The organism is Elusimicrobiota bacterium (assembly GCA_016721625.1).
Lineage (GTDB): Bacteria > Elusimicrobiota > Elusimicrobia > FEN-1173 > FEN-1173 > JADKHR01.
Genome location: JADKHR010000001.1, coordinates 1,335,918 through 1,356,901, shown reverse-complemented (window position 1 = coordinate 1,356,901; position 20,984 = coordinate 1,335,918). Strand labels below are relative to the sequence as shown.

Below are 20,984 nucleotides of genomic sequence, written 5' to 3'. Positions count from 1 at the left end.
TGGGCGGTTCCAGCTTGTTCAAAAGGATTTTCACCTTGAGGCGGGTGTTAAGGTCCGCATACCATTCCTGAAGGCTGGACTGGGTTTCCCGGCGGCGAAGGTCTTCGCGGAATCCGTCCAGGTTTTCCAAGACCTTTTCGCTCTTCCTCTTTGGCCTGGGTGAGAGCGATCCGGAGCTGGACGGGAAATTCAAGAGAGGAAATTTTCACTCCGGACGCCATGATGAACTGGGTTTTTTGGACCAGGAGCTGGCTCCGCTGTTCGGCTTCAAAATCCTCGACCTTCATGCGGAGCCGGGCCAGCACTACTTGGTAGGCCCCGACGTCGAAGCGGCCTTCCCTCTGAAAGGCGGGGACGCTTTGAATGAATTGGGCCAGTTCCATATCCGTCACTCCCAGACCCAACCGTTCCGCTTCCATCAAAAAAACTTCTTCTTGAACCAGGGCCTGCGCCACTTGGCGTTTGAGGAATTCCCTTTGCGGGTCGGTGAGGGGTTCGGGGGACCGTTGGCGTTGTTCTTCCAATACCTGCTGGAAAAGGCTTTCAAAGCGTTTGAACGGGACCTTCCGATCGTTGACCACGATGGCCGCGTCGTAGGGAGACTGGGTGAAAAAGTAGCTTCCGAATCCCGCGAAGGACCCGATCACGAAAATAGCGATTACGAACAAAAATATTTTCTTCCGATTTTTATGGAACCATTTCATGGCGGGATTAGGAAGAGGCGGGGAATGTTCGAGTTGCGCTTCGAGCTCGACCACTCCGATTTTCTCGACGGTCATGAGGCAATGTCCTTCAAAAAGGGCGCCGTCGGCGATGGAGAGCTGGGCGGTCCGAAGGTCTCCCCGGATCTCCCCTTTGGGTTGAAGCTCCAGAGAATGGGCCGCCGTCACGTTGCCCGTGATTTTTCCACCGACAAAAACGACTTTGGCCAGGACGTCGCCCGTGATGTGCGCTTTCTCGCCGATGATGACCCCTTCGGCGGATACGCCTCCCTCCACCACCCCGTCCACACGGACAAACCCCTTGGAGCGGATGTTTCCCTGGAAACGGCTCCCCACCCCGATCACCGTCTCCATATGGGTGGCTTCGATGTCTTTTTTTCCAAACATCAGGAGGTATGCTTGCGGAGAAATTTAGATGGATTCACGGCGCGACCATTATACCATACTTCATAGTGGCAATGGGGGCCGGTGGCCTTTCCGGTCTCGCCCATGAGCGCAACGACTTGGCCTCGCTTCACCCGGTCGCCGGATTTTACCAGCACCTGGCGGTTGTGCCCGTAGCGGGTGGAGTAACCGAGCCCATGATCCAAGACCACCACGTTTCCGTAACCGCCAGCCCAACCGGCGAGTTTGACCACCCCGTCGGCCGTGGCGCGAACGGGGGACCCCGCGGGTCCCGCGATGTCCATCCCTTTGTGGGATTCCTCAAAGCCGTTGATCGGGGAGAGGCGCTGACCAAAATGGGACGTGAGGTATCCGGACACCGGCCAGAGGTTGGGAGTCGCTCGATAGAGTTGGCGCTCCGCCGCTATTTTTTCGCTCAAGGCGCGCGCCCCCGCGAGCCGCGCTTCGGCTTCGGCCCGAAGCGCGCGAATTTCCTGGGCGATGTCATCGAAGCTCATGTCCGGGACTTGGGATTTCAGCATGCGCTCCAGGGCCTGGGCGTCCAAATCGGTGGGGCCTCCCGACGCCTCGTTCGGCTTGACGCGGGGAGCGGGGGCCTCGGTTTGGACGATGGCGTCGCGGCTCCCCATCCCAATCAAGGTGCGCAGTTCGCTTTCCAAACTTTTCACCTCGTCGAGCATCGCGCGGGATTGGTTGAGTTGGTTGTTGAAATACTCGAGCTTCAGCTTGAGGAAATGGCTGTTGACTTTGGCGCGCCAGTAATCAAATCGTTCGGACGCGGCAAAACCCGCCCATCCCGTCAGGACCGTCCAGGACACGAAAAGAATGGCCAGAAGGGGAAGGGAAAGCGAAAGTTGCCGGGTTGGGCGATCCCGTGGGGGATCACCATAATGGTGAGGCGCCGATTTGCTTCCTTCCGCCATTGGCGCCAGAGGCGGGCCATCAGGAACCTCCACAACGGGCTAATGTCCGGTTTCATATTCTTATGTAACAGATAAGCCATTTTCTGTCAAGGCTTTTACGTTTCGGGGTTGGGATCGGTGGAAAGAAAAAGCCTTGAAATTCGAAGGTTTAGCATCTACACTGACAAACCATGGACAACGGTCGCCGGACTCCCCGTCTCTCCCTCCACCCGCGTGCCGATGTGCGCGTGCGGGCGACGCTCTTGGCTCGGCTTCAAACGGTGCACCTTCTGCAGATGTCCGAGCGGGAAATCGCCGAGATGATTAAGGACGTGGAATCCGATCCGATCTTCGAGAAGTTGTTGTACCCCGCGGACGGCCAATGGAAGGTGATTCGTTTTCAGCCCCACCCGCGGACCCAGCTCTCCCCGTCCTTTTACGAGATGAACGAGGAAACCCTTTCGGAAGGCTCTCGCCCCGAGGCCGCCCGCGTCATCGCCGAAGGCCGGGACGCGCTGGCGATCATTCGCCGCCTGGGGCAAGAAAAATTTGAGAAATACTTTCTCCGGGCGGAGCAAGAAACAGATCGCGCCGGCATGTCGGCGTCCACGGGCCTTGCGGAACAGGAGGTCCAGGTGGTCCGGGATTTTCTCCTGGCTTATTCCATTCAATCGGAATTTTTCGACCCTTCCACACGGGGGGTCGGCGCGCCGGGCCAGCGCGTGGTCCGCCTGGCCCGGGTGAGCCTCGATGCCCAGGGGGAACCCGTTTTTGAATTCGGCTCGCCGATCCTGGCCAGGGGGCGCTACGATATTCAATATGAACGTTTGCAAACCTTGTTGCGGGGCGTGCTTCTGGCTCCCCAGGAGCGGCGGCACCTCAAGGCGTTCGTGCGGCGTCTGGAACTCATCAACTGGCGCCAGAATACTCTTTATCGGATTTTAGATTTTGTTTGCCACGACCAGCGGCGTTTTCTGGCCGACCGGGACGGGCTGAAGAAAATTCCCATCACCCAACGTCAGTTGGCCAAACGCCTTTCGGTGGCGCCTTCCACCATCAACCGGGCCATCCAGGGCCGGAGCCTTGTTCTTCCCTGGGGAGAAGAGGTCCTTTTGGAGGACCTTTTCTGTTCGCGAAAAAACCTTTGTGTGGGGGTGCTGGAAAGCCTGGAGGATCAAGATCCCGGTTTCGGGCGGCGGACCGACCTGGAACTCCAGGAAAAATTGCGGACGCGCCTGGGGTTTCCCGTCCCTCGCCGGACGGTCAACAGTTACCGCCGGGCCCTCTCCGGCGGCGCCTCTCCCGGCGTGGACCCCGTTCCTTGAATCGTTCCTGCCAGGGGGCCCGTCCCATATGGTATCGTTTTGCAAATGCCATAGGGGAGAATCGGGTGCTTCGAGGCAAGGCGTCGGGTTTTACATTGACCGAACTGATGATCGTCGTGGCCGTTTTGGGCCTGCTTTCCGCCATCGCGCTCCCCCGGTTCGGAAACATGCTCGTTCGTTCCAAAGAATCCTCCACCAAGGGAAACCTGGGCGCTTTCCGCGCGGCCATCTGCATTTATTATTCCGACAACGAGGGCATTCACCCGTCGGCGGCGGGTTTGCCAGTTTCTCTGACGACCGGTGGACGCTATTTGGATGCGATACCCCCCGCCCACATTCCCGTTCCGGGCAATCATCCCAATACCATCGCCGTCACGGATTTCGCGGGGGCTTACACGGATGTGGGGGATTGGATGTATCAGTCCACCGCCAGCGGAACCCTCACGGTCAATTGCACGCACTCCGATACCACCTCCCACATCTGGAGTTCCTGGTAGCGGGATTCCCCATCTCGGGGAAGGAAATTTCGCTTAGGTTTGCTCTGGTCGCCCCTTTTCTGCTATCATGAGCGCTCTTCGGTTCCGCGGCAGTGGGCGGAACCCACCCCGCACCGGTCACTCCGGGCGGACGTCCATGAAGGAGGCGCATTCCTTGATCCATTACGAGACAGTCTTTTTACTCCCCGGCGACGCCCAACCCCAAAAGGTGGACGATTTCGTCGAGAAAGTGAAATCCCTCATCGCCCAGAAGGGCGGCGAAGTGACGCTGGCGGATAAATGGGGCCGGCGCCGTCTGGCCTACCCGATCCGCCGTCAGCGCGAGGGCTATTACACCTTCCTCCAATTCAAGGCCGAACCTTCCTTCGTGGCGGAATTGAACCAATTCTTCCGGGTGTCGGAAGAGGTTCTCCGCCAAGTGATCTGCAAGGCGCTGAAAGGAAAACCGGCGTCTCCCCTGATGACTCTTCCGCCGATGGTTTCCCACGATTCCCATGGACCGCGTTCCTCCGGACACGGCGGTCCTTCGGCCGCGCCGGCCGTCACCGCCGTGCCGGTGGCCGCCGCCCCCGAGGTTTCCCATGCCGACGCTCCTGCGCCTCGTCCAGCTTAATAACGTCCAGTTGGTCGGGCGGCTCACCCGGGATCCGGAACTCCGTTTCACCACCTCCGGGGCTCCGGTTTGCCGCTTCGATCTGGCCGTCAACCGCCGCTACAAAGACAAGACAGGCGAATGGAAAGACGACACGTCGTTCATCCCGGTGGTGGTCTGGCGGGAGGCCGGCCAGCGGTGCGGAGAGAAGCTCAAAAAGGGCAGCCCGGTTTACGTCGAAGGTCGCCTGAAAAGCCGCAATTGGGAGACCAAAGACGGACAAAAACGTTCCGGCCATGAGGTGGACGCCATGCGCGTGCAGTTCTTGGAGAAAGCCGAAGGGGGCGCCGGTTCGCCGGCCGCCGACGAAGACGGTCCCTCCGCCGATGCGGCGGAAGCGGTCGGCTCGGTGCCGGTGGCGGAAGACGTACCATTTTAAGAGGAGAATTCCATGAACGAAACTCAACCGACTTCTGAAACAGAAAAAGCCCCGGCCAACGTGCCGACCTCGTCGCCGACTTCGGCCCCCCGCCCCGCGGGCGGTCCCCGCTTCGGCAGCCGTCCCAATTCAGGCCCCCGCCCCAACGGACCCGGCGGACGACCTCCGAGCGGACCCGGTGGCGCGCGCCGAGGCGGCCGTCCCATGATTCGGCGCAAAGTGTGCCGGTTTTGCGCTGAGAAAATCAGCGAAGTGGACTACAAAGCCATCCCTATCCTACGCGGTTTCTTAACCGCCCGGGGGAAGATGTTGGGGGGCCGCACGACGGGCAATTGCGCCCGTCACCAACGCCAGTTGACGCAGGGCATCAAGCGTTCCCGCATGCTCGCCCTGCTTCCGTATATCGGGGAGTAACCATGAAGACCAAGATCATTCTTCAAAAAGACATCCCGAACCTGGGGGTGGCCGGCGACGTGAAAGACGTGAACCCGGGCTACGCCCGCAATTACCTTCTTCCTCGAAAATTGGCCGTCCCGGCCAGTCCCCGCGCCCGATCCCTCTGGGACGCGAAGAAGCTGGAGGTGGACGAAGAACGCAAGACCAAGCTCGCCGCCGCCCAGGAACGCGGACGCCAACTTCAAGACGTGGTGATCACGATCACGGCCCGTGCGGGCCAAGACGGTAAACTCTTTGGGTCCGTGACCACGGGCGACGTGGCCCAGGCTCTCGCCGGAAAGGGCGTCGTCATCGACCGCCGCTGGGTCGAAATTCGGGAGCCCATCCGTACCACCGGGGAATTCACCGGCGCGGTGCGGCTCCACCCCCAGGTCCGCGCGGCCTTTAAGATTCAGGTTCAACCGGCGGGGTAACCCGCCGCTCCGGAGGCCCACGTGGCCCCCTCCGACACTCTGTCCCCCGGGCGCGCTCCGACGGCTGAGGGTCTCCCGCCCCAAAGCCGGGAGGCCGAAGTAGCCGTTTTGGGGAGCATGTTGGTGGAGAGGGAGTCTCTGCTCAAAGCCCTCGACCTCCTCCGCGAAGAGGATTTCTACGAGGAAAACCATCGGCGGATCTTTTCCGCGATCCGCGCCCTCCACGACCGGAACGTCACCGCCGACGTGGTGACGGTGGGCGACGAGCTGGAAAAAGCGGGAGCCCTTGGATCCCTCGGCGGTCGCGCGGCTCTCTTTGAACTGACGAACCTCGTCCCCTCCGCCCTTCACGTCGAACACTACGCCCGGATCGTCCGGGAAAAATCCATCCTTCGTCAAATGATCGCCATCGCCCGCACGGTGGTGGCCGAGTCTAGCCAACCGACGGAGGAGGCCCAGGCCCTCTTGGACAGCGCCCAACAGCGGTTTTTCGTTTTGGCCCAGGACCGCGCGACCAACGGCATGATCCCGGCCAGCGTCCTCATGCAGGGGGCCATCTCGACGTTGGAAAAACTGGCCGAGTCCAGCAAATACGTCACCGGCGTTTCCACCGGATTTTCGGAATGGGACAAGATGACCTCGGGGCTTCAACCCTCGAACCTCATCATCATCGCGGGCCGCCCGTCCATGGGAAAAACGGCCTTTTGCCTTAACGTCGCCGAAAATGTGGCGATCAAAGAAAAGCGCCCGGTGGTGTTCTTCTCTCTGGAAATGAGCGAGCAGGAAATCGGGCTTCGGCTCCTCTGTAGCCAAGCCCGGATCAACGTGCGGAGCGTGCGGGAGGGCTTCCTGTCGCGGAAGAGCTGGCCCACCATCACCAACGTCGCCAGCCAGATCGCTTTGGCCCCGCTCTTCTTCGATTTTTCCACCAGTCCCTCCATTTTGGACATCCGGGGTTCCTCCCGCCGCTGGGCCCATGAGTTGAAACAGAAGGGCACGCCCCTCTCCCTGATCATCATCGACTACATCCAATTGCTCCACGCCGGCGGAGCCGTGGAAAGCCGCCAGCAGGAAATCTCCGAGATTTCCAGGTCCATCAAGAGCCTGGCGCGGGAACTGCAAGTCCCCGTGATCGCGCTCTCCCAGCTCAACCGCCGGCCCGAAGATAAAGGCCGCGAGGGCCGCCCCCAACTGTCGGACCTTCGTGAAAGCGGCGCCCTCGAGCAGGACGCGGACGTGGTGGCGGCGATTTTCCGGGAGGAAGTGTACCGGCGGGACGATCCTGACATCAAGGGGAAAGCCAAATTGTTCGTGTTGAAACAACGGAACGGGCCCATCGGCGACATTGATTTGAACTTCATCTCGGAGTTCACCAAATTCGTGGATCCCGCGCCGGAAGGCGAGGCGGCCTTTTAGGTGAGGGGCGACCGGTGACGAAAAAGAGAGCCACGTTCCCCGCCGCCTCGAGCCCCTCCCCCTTCATTCGTCCCACCTGGGCGGAAATCGATCTTGAGGCTTTTCGCCACAATCTCTTGGCGGTGGCGGGGCGGGTGCCCCGGCGGGTGAAACTGATGGCCGTTTTGAAAGCCGACGGGTATGGGCACGGGGCGACGCCGCTGGCGCGCGCCGCGTCCGTCTTAGGGAACCGGTTATGGGGATTCGGCGTGTCCAGCGCGGAGGAGGGCATCTCCCTGCGCGCGGCCGGCCTGACCGAGAAAATCCTGGTACTCGGAAGCCTTTTTCCATTCGAGAGCTACGCCGCCGTTTTGGACCACCACCTTATTCCCACGGTGGCCAGCCGTTCGTCGGCCCAGGCCCTGGCCCATTGGGCGGAGCGTCGGGGCCGACCGGCCCCATGCCATGTCAAGATCGATACCGGGATGGGGCGGATCGGGATGGCTCCACGGACAGCGCGGGAAGCCCTGGTCAGTTTCCGCCAAAACCCCTGGCTCCGGGTGGAAGGGATCTACACCCATCTCGCCTGCGCCGATTCCGCCCCCGCCACCGTGCAACAGTTACGGCTTTTTGATGATACCGTGGCGGATTTAAAAAAAGGAGGCGAATGCCTCCTGCACGCCGCCAATTCGGGAGGAACGCTGGCCCGGCCGGCGTCCCGCTACGACTTGGTCCGGCCGGGGCTGATCCTCTACGGGGCGGCTCCGTGGCCTGGCCTGGGGCGGAAAATCGATTTGCGCCCTGTTCTTTCGTGGAAGACGCGTGTGGTTTTTGTTAAAACGGTGGCTCGCGGGACGCCGCTCAGCTACGGATGGACCTGGAAGGCCCGCCGGCGGAGCCGCATCGCCACGCTTCCCGTGGGTTACGCGGACGGCTACCCCCGTGCCCTCTCGAACCGAGGCGAGGTCTTGATCAAAGGCCGCCGCTGTCCCGTCGTGGGGCGGGTCACCATGGACCAGATCCTGGTGGACGTCACCGGACTTCCGGGAATGGACGCGGGGGAGGAGGCCGTCTTGATCGGCGGCCAAGGACGGGAGCGGTTGACGGCGGAAGACCTGGCGGGTTGGGCGGAGACGATTCCCTATGAGATCCTGTGCGGTATTTCCAAACGCGTGCCGCGTTTGGTGCGGGGCGGTTGATTGAGGCCGGTCCGCCTGCTTTTTCAAGTTTTCACCCAGCGGGTTTTAGACCTGGCGGCGGCCGTGGGGAGCGTCGCGGTGCTGATCCGCCGGACCCTCTACTGGATTTTTGCCGCTCCGCTGGACACCCGAAACGTTTTCGCCCAGATGTCCGAGGTGGGGGTGAAATCGTTTCCGGTCACGAGCCTCACGGCGCTTTTTACGGGGATGGTGTTGGCCCTTCAAACGGGTTTCTCTTTTCGCCGGGTATTTAATGAGCCTCTCTACGTGGGGACGGTGGTGGGGTTGTCGCTCTTAAAAGAGCTGGGGCCCGTGCTCACGGGGGTGGTCGTGGCCGGACGGGTGGGCGCGGCCATCGCCGCGGAGATCGGCACCATGAACGTCACCGAACAGGTGGACGCCCTCTACACCCTGGGGACCAACCCGGTCCGCTACCTGGTGGTTCCGCGGTTCTTGGCTTGTCTCGTGATGGTGCCGCTCCTGTCGGTGTATGCGGACGTGATCGGGATTGTGGGGGGATATTTCGTGGCCCATTTCCGTTTGCATGTTCCCTCCTCCATTTACTGGGACGAGATCAAAGCCATTCACCTGGAAGACGCTTTTCACGGGTTGATTAAGTCCGTGGCGTATGCTCTGATTATCGTCGTCACGGCTTGTTACAAGGGGCTCCGCACCTCGGGCGGCGCCGAGGGCGTCGGCCAGGCGACCACGAGCGCGGTGGTGATCAGCATGGTCAGCATCCTGGTCAGCGATTATTTCTTGTCGGCGCTGTTGGTGTCCTTCGGGATCGGATGATCCGGCTGGAGGGCGTTCATAAGGCGTTCGGCGCCAACCGCGTTCTGCGGGGTCTCGACCTGGAAGTCAAGGAGGGGGAGACCCTCACGATCATCGGGGGGTCCGGGACAGGTAAAAGCGTGACCCTGAAGATCATGGTGGGGCTGTTGAAGCCGGACCAGGGGCGGGTTTTCGTCGACAACGAGGAGATCACGGGTTTGGAGGACGAAGCGTTGGCCCGGGTCCAGCGGAAGTTCGGGTTTTTGTTTCAAGGCGGGGCTCTCTTTGATTCGATGACGGTGGCGGAGAATGTTCTCTTCGGGGTTCGGAACCTAAAGCCCGAGGAAATGGTCCGGGGGGATGAGATCGTGACGAAGTGCCTCGGCCTGGTGGGGCTCAAACGGGAGGTGGCGGCGCTGAAACCCGCCGAGCTTTCCGGGGGAATGAAAAAACGGGTGGGTCTGGCCCGCGCCATCGCCCACGAGCCCGATTATATTATGTACGACGAACCGACCACGGGGCTCGACCCCATCATGTCGGACGTCATCAACGATCTGATTGTGAGCATCCGGGAGAAATTAAAAATTACCTCCATTGCCGTGACGCACGACATGAAATCGGCTTACAAGATCTCCAACCGCATCGCCATGATTCATGAGGGACGCCTCGTGGAGTCGGGCACCCCTTTGGAAATCCAGCGTTCAGAAAACCCCGTCATTCGCCAATTCATCACCGGCTCTTCACAAGGGCCTATTCAAATGCCCGTGAGGTCTTACACCTAAAATGGCTCTTTCCACGGAAACCAAAGTCGGTCTTTTCAGCTTGAGCGGGTTGGTGGTTTTCGCCCTGGGCATTTTCGTTTTGGGGGATTTTCAGTTTCACGGGACGTACCCCCTCTACATCTATTTCGATAACGCCCTCGGCCTGCCGGAGAAGGGGCCCGTCAAGGTGGCCGGGGTGGAGGTGGGCCAGGTCGAGCGGATCGATTTGGAAAGCCAACGGGCGCGGGTCAAGGTCCGGGTGAGGAACGGCATCGGCGTTCACCGGGGGTCCAAGGCCCAGGTGGCCTCCACGGGCCTCATCGGGTCCAAATACCTGGAAATGACCCTGGGGGACTCCTCGGCTCCCCTCTTGTCACCGGGGGACTCTTTTGAGGGGACCCCCACCTTCACCTTCGATGAAGTCATGTCGAAGTTAGGGGCCTTCCTGAAAGACGACCCCGTGAACGGGCCGGTGACGGAAAACCTGCGCGTCACGATCGGCAACTTCCGCAAGGTGTCCCAGTCTCTGGCCGACTCCATCGGCAATCAACAGACCGAACTGGCGGAGATCGTGCGAAACATTCGGGACGTCTCCGACCACGCGAAGCATGTGGCCGCTGATCTCAGGGAAATCACGGGCGAACGGAAGGAGGACATCAAGATCGCCCTGGCCCGGTTCCGCTCGATTTCGGAACGGTTGGACCAGATCACCGAGCGCGTGCAGAAAGGAGAAGGGCTTTTGGGCCGCCTCGTGAACGATCCCGAGTTGGGGAAGAACATGGACCAAACCATGTCCAACGTCAACAAAGCGAGCAGTGATTTGAGAGGGTTCATGGGACGCATTACCGCCATCAAAATTTATTGGGACTACCGCCAACGCTTCGACCTGGAGGACGGCCGCTGGCATCCCGACGTCGGGTTGACCGTGGTTCCACGCCCGGGGAAGTATTACTATCTGGCCGGTAACAACTTGGGCAACCGCCAAGACCGGACCGTCGATGGAAATGACATGGAACGGCGGAATACCTTTACCGGTGTTTTGGGACAAGAATTCGGGCCAGTGACCCTTTACGGAGGGGTCATTCGCTCGGCCGGCGGCGCCGGAGTCAAAATCCGGCCGCTCCCTGTTTCCAGTGCCTGGAACCGTCGGGTGGAGTTGGAGGCCGAGGCTTACGATATCGGCCGGAACGAAACGTATCAGGGAACCACCTTCGACAAGCCCGTCTATAATGTGGGCGCCCGGGTGAAGGCCATCGACCCGTGGCTCTGGATCGGTGCCCAGTTGGAGGACGTGGCGGTCCGGAGGAATTTGAACGTCAACGCCAACCTGGTGTTCCGCGACGAGGACCTCGCGTTCCTGTTGGGGTTTGTCGGTTTGGCGAGATAAAAGGAAAGGGGAAGACCCATGTTGAGAGAGGCTCGAATCTATTCGCTGGCCAACGTCGGCGGCCAGGCGGTGTTGGTGTTGGAGGAAGTGAACGGTCCCCGCCTCCTTCCGGTTTGGATCGGGCTCTACGAAGGGGGGTCCATTGGGATGGCCCTGGCCGGTCAGAAATTTCCCCGCCCCTTGACCCATGATTTGATGCTGGAAGCCGTGAAACGGTTGGGCGCCAAACTGGAAAAGATCGTCATCACGGATTTAAAAGACAGCACGTTTTTTGCCGACGTCCATGTCCGGCAGGACGGCGAAGAAATTGTTTTGGACGCGCGCCCATCGGATTCCATTGCGCTGGCGGTGCGGGAGAACTGCCCCATTTTCGTGGCCGAGCAAGTCTTCGCGGCCTGTCCCGAAATGTTGAAACCCATCACCGGGGAGGAAGTCGAGGATTTCAAGAAAAAACTGGAAACCATGACCCCCGAGGATTTCTTCCGGGACTTGAAGAAAAAAGAAGAGGACGGGGGAAAGACCGAGGGAGAGGCGGAATAAGGGAGTCGCGGTCCTTGAAAAAACGGGTTCATTCGGTTTTTGTCTGCGCGGAGTGCGGGGCGGACACGGCGAAATGGGCGGGCCAGTGCCCCTCCTGCGGGCGGTGGAACACCTTGGCGGAGCGGACCGATCGCCCGGGCGCCCGTGGCTCCGGGCCGGCCGGTCCGCGGCGTCTCACGGATTTTTCTTCCCGGGTCACGCCCTTGGTGGAGGTTCAAACGTCGGACGTGTCGCGGCGGCGCACGGGGATCGGCGAATTCGACCGGATTTTGGGCGGGGGGCTCGTGCCGGGGTCTTTGGTTTTGTTGGGCGGCCCTCCGGGAATCGGGAAATCGACGCTCATGCTTCAGGCGGCGGACCGATTGGCGACGCCCGATTTTCGGGTCCTTTATATTTCGGGCGAGGAATCTCCCGAGCAGGTTCGGAGCCGAGCGGCGAGGATCGGGGTCGAAAACGCCTCCCTCCTCTTCGCCTCGGAAACGGACCTGGGAAAGATTTTGGACGCGGTGCGGGAAACGAAACCCGGGGCGCTGGTGGTGGATTCGGTTCAAACGGTCCATAAGCCCGACCTTCCCGGCGCGCCGGGGGCCGTGGCCCAGATCCGGGAGTGCGCGGCGGAACTTCTGCACTTGGCCAAGGGCGAGGGGCTGGGTGTTTTCCTCCTCGGTCACGTGACCAAAGAGGGGGACCTCGCCGGCCCGCGGGTTTTGGAACACATGGTGGACACGGTTTTGTATTTCGAAACCGAACGGGAAGACGTTCATCGGGTTCTGCGGGCCATCAAGAACCGGTTCGGCCCCACCAACGAGATCGGCGTTTTTGAAATGACCGGGCGAGGTTTAATGGAAGTCACGAACCCCTCGGCACTCTTTCTGGGCGAGCGGGCGGGGCCGGCCCCGGCGGGCACGTCGGTCCTGGCGGCGCTGGAAGGCACGCGGCCGCTTTTGGTGGAGATTCAGTCGTTGGTGGTCCGAACGTTGTTCGGGATGCCGCGTCGGCAGGTGTCCGGCGTGGATTATAATCGGGCCTCTCTCTTGATCGCCGTGCTCGATCGGCGGTGCGGGTTCCATTTAGATTCCCAGGACGTTTATGTGAAAGCCACGGGAGGTCTCGATGTGCGGGAGCCCGCCGCGGACCTGGCCGTGTGCGCGGCGATCGCCAGCGCGGCTGTGGATCGGGCCATCCCGGCCGGAACGGTGTGGCTGGGGGAAGTGGGATTGGGGGGGGAACTGCGATCCGTCCCCCAGGTGGCGGAGCGGTTGGCGGAGGCGGCCAAACTGGGGTTCACCAAAGCGATTATTCCGGCGAACGCTCTCCGGGGCCGCGCCGCGCCGGCGGGGTTGGAGGTTCGGGCCGTGGGAAGTTTGGGGGAGGCGTTGGGCGCGGCCGGATTATCGCCGCAGGGTACATGACTTTTCATTCATTCCATTCATAAAGGGAGGGCGACGTGATCATACAAGTCATGCGGGTGTTGGTGGGCTTGGCCGGGCCGTTGATCGGCTATACCCAGGTGTCGCGGGACGCGAAGGGGCTTTTGGTTGGACTATTGGCGTCCGGGTTTATTATCGGCGTTGAGCTGTTGGTGGAGCGGGTGCCGCTGGACGCCATCATTTCGGCGGTGATCGGCGCCGTGATCGGGCTCGTGGCCGCGCGCTTGGGAAACTGGGCGATTTTCCTCTTGGATAACGAGCCTCTTCATTTGCTCGCTCAAAAATATTCGCTCATGACCCACTTCATCTTGGCCGCCTTGGGTGTCATGATCGCGGTTCAAAAACGCTCGGAACTGGAGCTCTTGGACCGGGATTTGATCGTCAAAGGCGGAAAAAAGAAGTCCCTCACGACCTATTTGGTGGACACCTCGGTTTTGATCGATGGACGGATCGCGGACATCTGCGAGACCAAATTCGTGGCGGGGACGCTGGTGGTTCCGCGCTTCATTTTGCGCGAGCTTCAGGGCGTGGCGGATTCCTCGGACGGGGCGAAGCGGGCCCGCGGGCGCCGCGGGTTGGACATTCTGGCCCGTCTCCAGGAAAACCCGGAGGTTCCGGTCCGCCTCTTCGATAAGGATTTCCCGGAGATAAGAGAAGTGGATGCCAAGTTGGTCGCCCTGGCCAAAGATTTGGGCGCTCGGGTGTTGACCACCGATTTCAATTTAAACAAGGTGGCTTCGCTCCAGGGGGTCACGGTCTTGAACGTCAACGACCTGGCCAACTCCCTGCGGCCGGTGGTGCTCCCGGGGGAAACCATGAGCCTCTTCGTCCTGAAGGAAGGGAAAGAACGAGAACAGGGGGTCGCCTATTTAGACGACGGCACCATGGTCGTGGTGGAAGAAGGACGCCGGGCCGTGGGCCAGAAGGTGAAGGTCTCGGTCACTTCCATCCTCCAGACGTCCGCGGGCCGTATGATTTTCGCGAAACTCCAGAAGGGCCCCTTGGCCGACGGGCCGGCCGCGGGACCGGCGGAACAAGCCGCCCATCCAGACCTGTAAATGGGTCGGGAGGCCTTCTTTCGGGCGCCCCCCCGTTCTCGACGGTCCGCCGCCAGGGCGGAGGTGACGGGAGGGGTCTCGGTCGTCTTGGTGGCCGCGGGCCGGGGGCGCCGTTTTGGCGCGCCGAAGCAATTCGAACAGCTTCTTGGTCGGCCCCTCCTTTATTGGCCCCTTCACACCTTCGAGAAAACGCCCGGGGTTCGGGAGATCGTTTTGGTGGTGGCCAAAGACCGTTTGGTTTGGGCCCGGCGGTTCGTTGGGCGCGCGGGGCTGAAAAAGGTGCGAACCATTTTAGTTGGCGGCCGGGAACGGGCGGACTCCGTTCGCGCGGGGCTCGGCGCTGTATCGTCCGAGGCTGGCGTGGTTTTAATCCACGACGCCGCGCGGGTCCTGGTGTCCCGAGAGCTGGTCGAGCGGGTGGCCGCCGCCGCCCAACGAACGGGCGCGGCGTTGGCGGCCCGCCCTGTTCCGGACACGGTGAAGGCCGTCGTGAGGAAACCGGGCCGTTTTTTTGTGAAAGGAACGGTTCCCCGGGCGGGACTCTGGTTGGCCCAGACGCCCCAGGGGTTTCGAGCGGACGTGGCTCGGCGGATCGCCTCCCGGCTCACGCCCTCCTTGACCGACGATGTCCAAGCCGCCGAGCGGCTCGGAATCCCCGTGGAAATCGTTCCCGGCGCCGTTGTCAATTTCAAGGTCACCGTCCCCGAAGATTTGGATCTGGCCCGGGCGATCCTTTTGCAACGGGTGAAAAGAGGGGGAATGGCCTAATATGACTCGCGTCGGGTTGGGGTATGACAGCCATCGGTTGGTTCAAGGGCGGCCTCTCGTCTTGGGCGGCGTCCGCATCCCCTATGAAAAAGGGCTCGCCGGGCATTCCGACGCGGACGTGGTGTTGCACGCCGTGATCGATGCCCTGATCGGGGCGGCGGGACAGGGCGATATCGGGACCTTCTACCCAGATTCGGACGTTCGGTGGAAAGGCGCGGACAGCCTGGACCTCCTGCTGGACGCGCGCCGCCGAATCGGTCGGCGGTTTTCAGTCGAAAACGTGGACGTCACGCTGTTGGCGGAGGCCCCCCGCATTGGCCCCTATAAAAACCGCATGCGGGCCAAGATCGCCCGGGCGCTCCAAATGTCGGTGGACCGGGTGAACGTCAAAGCCAAAACCAACGAAGGCATGGGGTTCGTCGGACGGCGGGAAGGCTTGGCCGCTTTGGCGGTTTGCTCTCTGGAGAAAAAATAAAGATGGCGGCAAAAGAGCTTCGGTTTCACAACACCTTCACCGGGAAGGAAGAGGAGTTTAAACCCCTGGAAGAGGGGCGGGTCAAAATGTACGTCTGCGGGATCACCCCCTACGACGAATGCCATCTCGGCCATGCCCGTTGTTACGTGACCTTCGATTTCATCCGGCGCGCCTTAAAACGGCTGGGCTACGCCGTCACCTGCGTCCAAAACTTCACCGATATCGACGATAAAATTATCCAACGGGCCGCCGAAAAGGGGGAGGCTCCCGCCGCTCTGGCCGAGAGGTACATCGCCGACTATTTTGAGAAAATGGACCGTTTGAACGTTCTCCGGGCCGACGCCTACCCTCGGGTCACCGAGCACGTTCCAGCGGTGGTCGCCTTCATTGAACGGTTGGTCAAGAAAAATCTGGCTTACACGGCGGAGGGAGACGTGTTCTTCTCCGTGCGGAAGTTTCCGAAATACGGCAAGCTTTCCAAACGGGATCCGGACGATCTTCTCTCCGGGGCGCGGGTGGAGGTGGACCTTCGAAAACAAGACCCCCTCGACTTCGCCCTCTGGAAATCGGCGAAACCGGGAGAACCCGCCTGGCCCTCCCCCTGGGGGCCCGGCCGACCCGGCTGGCACATCGAATGTTCCGTCATGAGCCTCGCCGTCCTCGGGGGCGACACCTTTGACATCCACGGCGGGGGGCAGGACCTGATTTTCCCCCACCACGAAAACGAGATCGCCCAATCCGAGGGCGCCACGGGGAAACCCTTCGCCCGCTATTGGATCCACAACGGGTTCGTGACAATCAACAAAGAAAAGATGTCGAAGTCCCTGGGGAACTTTTTCACTCTGCGGGACATTTTCAGCCGGCACGATCCTCGGGTGGTTCGGTTCCTGCTCTTGAGCCATCACTACAAAGGCCCGCTCGAGTTCTCCGAGGATCAGCTGAATCAAGCCCGAACCCAGCTGGCCGAGATCGACGAGGATTTGAAGCGGCTGTCCGCCTCGCTTCGAAACCCGCTGGCTGTGCGGCCCAAGGAGGAAAAGGCCCTCAAGACGCTATTGGCGGGTTTTGATGAGGCCGTGGACATGGCTTTGGCCGAAAACTTTAATTCGCCCCGGGTGATCGCTTTGATCTTCGCCTTGTTGGGAGAGTTGAAGGCTCGGGTGGCGAAAGGAAAGCCCGTCTGGGGAGAGGGTTTGGAAACGGGTCTGGCTCTGGTTCGGAAAACATTTGAAGAAGTTCTTGGGATTCCCGGACCGGCGGATCGGCCGGCCCCGGCGGTCGTGGGCGATGGGGAGGAGGAGATCTCTCTTTTGGTTGAGCGGCGCCAACAATCGCGCCAGGCCAAGAACTGGGCCGAGGCCGATCGGTTGCGGAAGGAGCTGGCGGACCGGGGCGTGGCGCTGGAAGACACCCCCCAGGGGCCCCGCTGGTGGAAAAAAGGATGAAGGACGAAACGGAAGAATCGGATCTGATTTTTGGCCGACACCCGGTGGCCGCGGCCTTGAAGGAAGGGATCGTGAACAAGCTTTGGCTCCTGCGTGGACCGGGCGGGTCCGCGGTGGACGAATTGGTCCGGCTCGCCCGGGAGCAGAGGGTGGTGTTCCAGTGGGTGGACCGACAGCGCATGGCCGGGTTGGTCCCCGGCTCGGTCCATCAAGGGGCGGCCGCGCGGATCTCCGCCTACCGCTACCAAACCTTGGACGATCTCTGGGCGCTGGGCCAGCCGGCTCCTCTCGTGGTTTTGGACGGCATTACCGACCCCCATAATTTGGGTGCGATCTTGCGGAACGCGGCGTTTTTCGGCGCGGGCGGCGTCATCCTTCCTCGTTGGCGGGCGGCGGGCATCACCGGCGCCGTGGCCAAGGCGGCGGCGGGAACCCTGGGGATGGTTCCGGTGGTCCAGGTGGCCAACACCGCGCAGACCCTCTTGGAATTGAAGGAACGGGGCTACTGGGTTTTCGGCGCCGCCGCCGAAGGAGAGCCCTGCGATCGATGGGACGTCGCGCTTCCCGCGGTTCTGGTGATCGGAGCGGAAGGCGAGGGCCTCCACCGGCTCGTGCGAGAGCGGTGCGATCGTCTGATTGCGGTCCCGGGCTCCGGGCGCGCCTCTTCCTTGAACGCTTCCTGCGCCACCGCCGCGCTCCTCTACGAGCTTTTCCGGAGAGGCCGCGCCCAACCCAGCCGGGTCTAAACACCGCCCGGCGCCCCCCCCTTGACGCCGGGCGAAACTGACCCTAGACTTGGTCCAGGCGTGAAATAGTTTCGCCGAAAAACGAGGTCTACCCGTGCCGTTGATCATCCCGATTCCTGTTGTCCAAGAATTGACTCCGGAGGAGCTTGGACCGTTTAAAGACGCTCTTCTCGCGCACCTTCGCGGCCGCAACGCGGAGATTCGTCAGCAGGTGGATTCCAACCTGCATATCACCCGGGGGGAACGCATTCCGGCCTACGCGTTCAGCTTGCATGTCCTCCTGGAAACCCGCGACTCCAAGGCGGAGAAGATCCTCAAACCCTATTCGGAAGAGGCGGCGAAAAAAATCACTCCCCCGGTCTCACCGCCCCCTGAGATTTCGAGGGTCATAGGGGACGTCTGGAAATACCCATCGGAAGAGCGTCTGGATTTCAGCCCCCACGCCGACACCTACTTTCTTCCCGGGACTTTGCAAGTCGAGGACTGCCGGGAATGTTATCAGCGGGGCGAATCGAGTTGCAAGGCGTGTTTGGGAAAGGGAGATGAATCCTGTTCCACCTGTCTGGGGGCGGGAAGCCAAACCTGCGGCCACTGCAAAGGTCTGGAGAAAATAAATTGTTTGCGGTGCGGGGGGGAGGGGCGGCTGGCCTCCGGCGGAGTGGGCGGGCGTTCCGCGCGGTGCGACGCGTGCGCCGGGACGGGCAAGTTTCCCTGCACGCATTGCCGGGCGGGGAAATTGTCCTGCCCTCAATGCGTGGGCGGGGGCAAGAGCGTATGCTCCAAATGCGAGGGGAAAGGAAAGATCGTTTGTCCAGGGTGTTTAGGACGGAAGAAAAATCTTGCGGGACAAGCGTTCCGGGCCGAGTTCAAGCCTTTTCAGGCCCACAGCGCGGGGTTGGTCATGCCGGGTCCGCGCGAGGCCCTGGATATGGCCATAAAAAAAACCACCGAGGTCGGTTCGCTGAACCTTTCGACCGATGAAAGTTTGGAAAAACAAGTGGCCGACGCGATCGTCCCAGGCTCTCTTCGGACGGCGCTCAGCCAGTTGGTCGACCGGATCAAGCCCCTGTTGTCGACGACCACCCACGCCGTCAAGCACCGGCTGGACATGGCCGAGGGCAGCGTGGTCCGGGTCAGCGGATATTGCGCGGGCCATGCCTTTTCGTTTTGGATGATGCCGGGCGCCGATACGATATTTACCGACCAAGATCCCCTCGATTCGCTTGGCAGTTCCGTGGCTGAGGCGGCGGAGGAGGCCCGTTCGGCGGGCGACTGGAAAAAGGCGATGGGCCTGGCGCGGGACACATTGGCCTATTCTTCCAAGCACCCGGGCGCCCAGGACATTGTCGAGGCGTGGGGACGCAAGATCCTCCTCGAATCCTTGCTCGCGGGTATCCTGGGCGGGGCGCTGGCGTTCGGGGTCAACGCGCTTTACATCCTCAAATTCGAACCCGGGCTCCACCGGGCGGGTCCCATTCTTCAGGTGGGCGGGTGGCAAGTGGCCTTGGGGCTCCTCTTCCCTCTGGCGCTGACACCGCTCCTTCGCCGGTTGTATCGCTTTCCCGTTCGGGGGTCGGTCCTGGTGTTGGGGCTCCTCGGTGTCTTTGTGTCGATCGCCCTGGTTTCGCGCGGGGTCTTCGGTTGGGACCCGGTTCTGGCGGCGGATCGCGCGGCTTTGGAGGGGGAAATGCAGAAGCACTTCCGATACGGATTCCCGGCGGTCTATTGCGAGCCCGATTTGCGTTTCCTCCAGGAGATCCAAAGGCGATACAAGGACACACGGGTGGACCTGCGCATGGCCAGAGGGGCGCTGAACTCCCAGTTGGTCTTGCGGGAAAAACTGGCCGGTTTGCAAAAGGAATTTGAAGAGAAGATCGAGGGGATCGTGGGTTCGGGCGTCTCATCGGAGAAAAAACGGACGCTCCTGCTCGCCGCCCGGGAAAAATATAAACTGGACGGCGTGGACGTGGCGAAGGTCGAGTCGGCCCTGGAGCGGGTCCAGGCCAAAACGCCCCAGCGCGGGATGCACCGGGCCCCGCGTCCGCCCCGAATCTCCATTTCCCAGACGAAGAAATCCTCCAAGCGGGCATCCCCCGCCCTTTCGTCAAAAAACGGGTCCCAGAAAACCACCACCAAACCGGCGCCCAAAAAAGCCGCCTCCAAGCCCTCCGGAACGTCCGGAAAAAACAAGAACGCTTGGTGGGAGTGAGTCGACCTAGCTCGCGCCCACCGTTTCTTCTTTCAGGGACGGAATCGAGACCGCGGGGTCCACGTCGGCGTCCTCCCTGACTCCTTCCCAACCGAACCCGAACAGTTTAAAGAAATCCTCCCGGTATCCCGCCAGGTCCGCCAACGGTTCGACGTTATGGCTGTCCACTCGCTCCCAGAGGCGCGATACTTCGTCTTGCACGTCTCTCCGCATTTCCCAGTCGTCCAGGCGGATCCTTTCGATTTCGTCTGTCTCGGGCGGGGCCTCGGCGTAAAGGTGGTCGACGAAGAGCCGCGCCATCTGTTCGATGCACCCTTCGTGGAGCCCCTTGGCTTTCATGGTTTTGTGGAGGAGGGAGATGTAGAGCGGCATGACGGGAATGGCCGCGCTGGCCTGGGTGACCAAGGCTTTGTTGACGGACACCACCGCCCTTCCGCCGGTTCGCGCCAGGCGCTCCTCCAACCGGTGGGCGGTTTCCTCCAAATGATCCTTGGCCCGGCCGATGGTGCCACGCCGATAGATGGGTTCGGTCAGTTTGGGTCCCGCATAGGAATAAGCCACGGTCACGGCTCCCGGGGCCAGCAGGCCGGAAGCTTCCAAAGCGTCGATCCAGAGACTCCAGTCGTCCCCCCCCATCACCGCCACGGTTTGGTTGATCTCCGCCGTGGTCGCCGGAGGAATCGACACCTCCGAGAGGACGCCCGATTGGAAATGGACGGTCTTGGAAGAGTAGGGCCGAAGAATGGGTTTAAGGACGGAGCTGAAGACATCGCCCGTCTCCGGGTGCGTCCGCCGGGGGGACGCCAGGCTGTAAATCACCAAATCCACAGGACCGAAGGACTCTTTTAAGAGCGATACGACCCGTCGTTTCATGTTGTTGGAAAAGGCGTCGCCGTTTAAGCTCGCGGCCAAGAGACCGTTCTTTTGAGCCGCGCGTTCGAAGGCGGCCGTGTGGTACCAGCCGGGCATGGCGGTTCGCTTGCCGTCGGCGGGTTTCTGATGGAAGAGGCCCAGGGTTTTGGCGCCGTACCCGAAAGCGGCCATGA

General features: G+C 61.5%; 22 protein-coding genes. 19 read left to right on the top strand and 3 right to left on the bottom strand.

Annotated elements, in window-relative coordinates:
* Positions 1-47: 47 nt before the first annotated feature.
* Entirely contained in the window at positions 48-1,109 is a 1,062-nt protein-coding gene (locus IPP35_05795) for a SurA N-terminal domain-containing protein (protein ID MBL0058610.1), read from the bottom strand.
* Positions 1,109-1,945: a peptidoglycan DD-metalloendopeptidase family protein gene (locus tag IPP35_05790; GenBank protein ID MBL0058609.1), complete on the bottom strand. Its 837-nt coding sequence runs from the start codon at positions 1,943-1,945 to the stop codon at positions 1,109-1,111. The genes IPP35_05795 and IPP35_05790 overlap by 1 nt, the downstream gene beginning before the upstream one ends.
* A 275-nt stretch (positions 1,946-2,220) precedes the next feature.
* Here IPP35_05790 and IPP35_05785 point away from each other — a divergent pair, with 275 nt between their 5' ends.
* From IPP35_05785 to IPP35_05695, 19 genes are all read left to right on the top strand, one after another.
* On the top strand, positions 2,221-3,354 hold the full coding sequence (locus IPP35_05785; protein MBL0058608.1) for a hypothetical protein: 1,134 nt from the start codon (positions 2,221-2,223) through the stop codon (positions 3,352-3,354).
* Positions 3,355-3,461: 107 nt separating this feature from the next.
* Positions 3,462-3,851, top strand: a complete 390-nt coding sequence (locus IPP35_05780; protein MBL0058607.1) for a hypothetical protein — start codon at positions 3,462-3,464, stop codon at positions 3,849-3,851.
* Between the two features lie 136 nt (positions 3,852-3,987).
* On the top strand, positions 3,988-4,464 hold the full coding sequence (rpsF, locus tag IPP35_05775; protein ID MBL0058606.1) for a 30S ribosomal protein S6: 477 nt from the start codon (positions 3,988-3,990) through the stop codon (positions 4,462-4,464).
* Complete coding sequence (locus IPP35_05770) at positions 4,433-4,882, top strand: single-stranded DNA-binding protein (protein MBL0058605.1); 450 nt, start codon at positions 4,433-4,435, stop codon at positions 4,880-4,882. Before rpsF ends, IPP35_05770 begins: the two co-directional genes overlap by 32 nt.
* A 12-nt stretch (positions 4,883-4,894) precedes the next feature.
* Positions 4,895-5,296, top strand: a complete 402-nt coding sequence (locus IPP35_05765; GenBank protein MBL0058604.1) for a 30S ribosomal protein S18 — start codon at positions 4,895-4,897, stop codon at positions 5,294-5,296.
* Between the two features lie 2 nt (positions 5,297-5,298).
* Positions 5,299-5,751 (top strand): 50S ribosomal protein L9, encoded by a 453-nt coding sequence (locus IPP35_05760; GenBank protein ID MBL0058603.1) that lies wholly within the window; start codon positions 5,299-5,301, stop codon positions 5,749-5,751.
* A 21-nt stretch (positions 5,752-5,772) separates the two neighbouring features.
* Complete coding sequence (gene dnaB, locus IPP35_05755; protein MBL0058602.1) at positions 5,773-7,167, top strand: replicative DNA helicase; 1,395 nt, start codon at positions 5,773-5,775, stop codon at positions 7,165-7,167.
* Between the two features lie 65 nt (positions 7,168-7,232).
* Positions 7,233-8,345, top strand: a complete 1,113-nt coding sequence (gene alr, locus IPP35_05750; protein ID MBL0058601.1) for an alanine racemase — start codon at positions 7,233-7,235, stop codon at positions 8,343-8,345.
* 15 nt (positions 8,346-8,360) lie between these two features.
* Entirely contained in the window at positions 8,361-9,140 is a 780-nt protein-coding gene (locus IPP35_05745) for an ABC transporter permease (GenBank protein ID MBL0058600.1), read from the top strand.
* Complete coding sequence (locus IPP35_05740; GenBank protein MBL0058599.1) at positions 9,137-9,901, top strand: ABC transporter ATP-binding protein; 765 nt, start codon at positions 9,137-9,139, stop codon at positions 9,899-9,901. The genes IPP35_05745 and IPP35_05740 overlap by 4 nt, the downstream gene beginning before the upstream one ends.
* Position 9,902: 1 nt before the next feature.
* Complete coding sequence (locus IPP35_05735; GenBank protein ID MBL0058598.1) at positions 9,903-11,267, top strand: MCE family protein; 1,365 nt, start codon at positions 9,903-9,905, stop codon at positions 11,265-11,267.
* Positions 11,268-11,285: 18 nt separating this feature from the next.
* Positions 11,286-11,807: a bifunctional nuclease family protein gene (locus IPP35_05730; protein ID MBL0058597.1), complete on the top strand. Its 522-nt coding sequence runs from the start codon at positions 11,286-11,288 to the stop codon at positions 11,805-11,807.
* Positions 11,808-11,821: 14 nt separating this feature from the next.
* On the top strand, positions 11,822-13,219 hold the full coding sequence (gene radA, locus IPP35_05725; protein MBL0058596.1) for a DNA repair protein RadA: 1,398 nt from the start codon (positions 11,822-11,824) through the stop codon (positions 13,217-13,219).
* Positions 13,220-13,269: 50 nt separating this feature from the next.
* Positions 13,270-14,295, top strand: coding sequence for a TRAM domain-containing protein (locus IPP35_05720; protein ID MBL0058595.1), 1,026 nt, complete (start codon positions 13,270-13,272; stop codon positions 14,293-14,295).
* Positions 14,296-15,063 (top strand): 2-C-methyl-D-erythritol 4-phosphate cytidylyltransferase, encoded by a 768-nt coding sequence (gene ispD, locus IPP35_05715; GenBank protein ID MBL0058594.1) that lies wholly within the window; start codon positions 14,296-14,298, stop codon positions 15,061-15,063.
* Between the two features lies 1 nt (position 15,064).
* Positions 15,065-15,538, top strand: coding sequence for a 2-C-methyl-D-erythritol 2,4-cyclodiphosphate synthase (locus IPP35_05710; protein MBL0058593.1), 474 nt, complete (start codon positions 15,065-15,067; stop codon positions 15,536-15,538).
* A gap of 2 nt (positions 15,539-15,540) precedes the next feature.
* Complete coding sequence (locus tag IPP35_05705; GenBank protein ID MBL0058592.1) at positions 15,541-16,983, top strand: cysteine--tRNA ligase; 1,443 nt, start codon at positions 15,541-15,543, stop codon at positions 16,981-16,983.
* Positions 16,980-17,729: a 23S rRNA (guanosine(2251)-2'-O)-methyltransferase RlmB gene (rlmB, locus tag IPP35_05700; protein ID MBL0058591.1), complete on the top strand. Its 750-nt coding sequence runs from the start codon at positions 16,980-16,982 to the stop codon at positions 17,727-17,729. The genes IPP35_05705 and rlmB overlap by 4 nt, the downstream gene beginning before the upstream one ends.
* A 94-nt stretch (positions 17,730-17,823) precedes the next feature.
* A complete protein-coding gene (locus IPP35_05695; GenBank protein ID MBL0058590.1) occupies positions 17,824-19,938 on the top strand; it encodes a hypothetical protein in 2,115 nt (704 codons plus the stop codon).
* Positions 19,939-19,944: 6 nt separating this feature from the next.
* On the opposite strand, the gene IPP35_05690 is transcribed toward IPP35_05695, so the two are convergent.
* Entirely contained in the window at positions 19,945-20,982 is a 1,038-nt protein-coding gene (locus IPP35_05690; protein MBL0058589.1) for a trans-2-enoyl-CoA reductase family protein, read from the bottom strand.
* Positions 20,983-20,984: the final 2 nt, after the last annotated feature.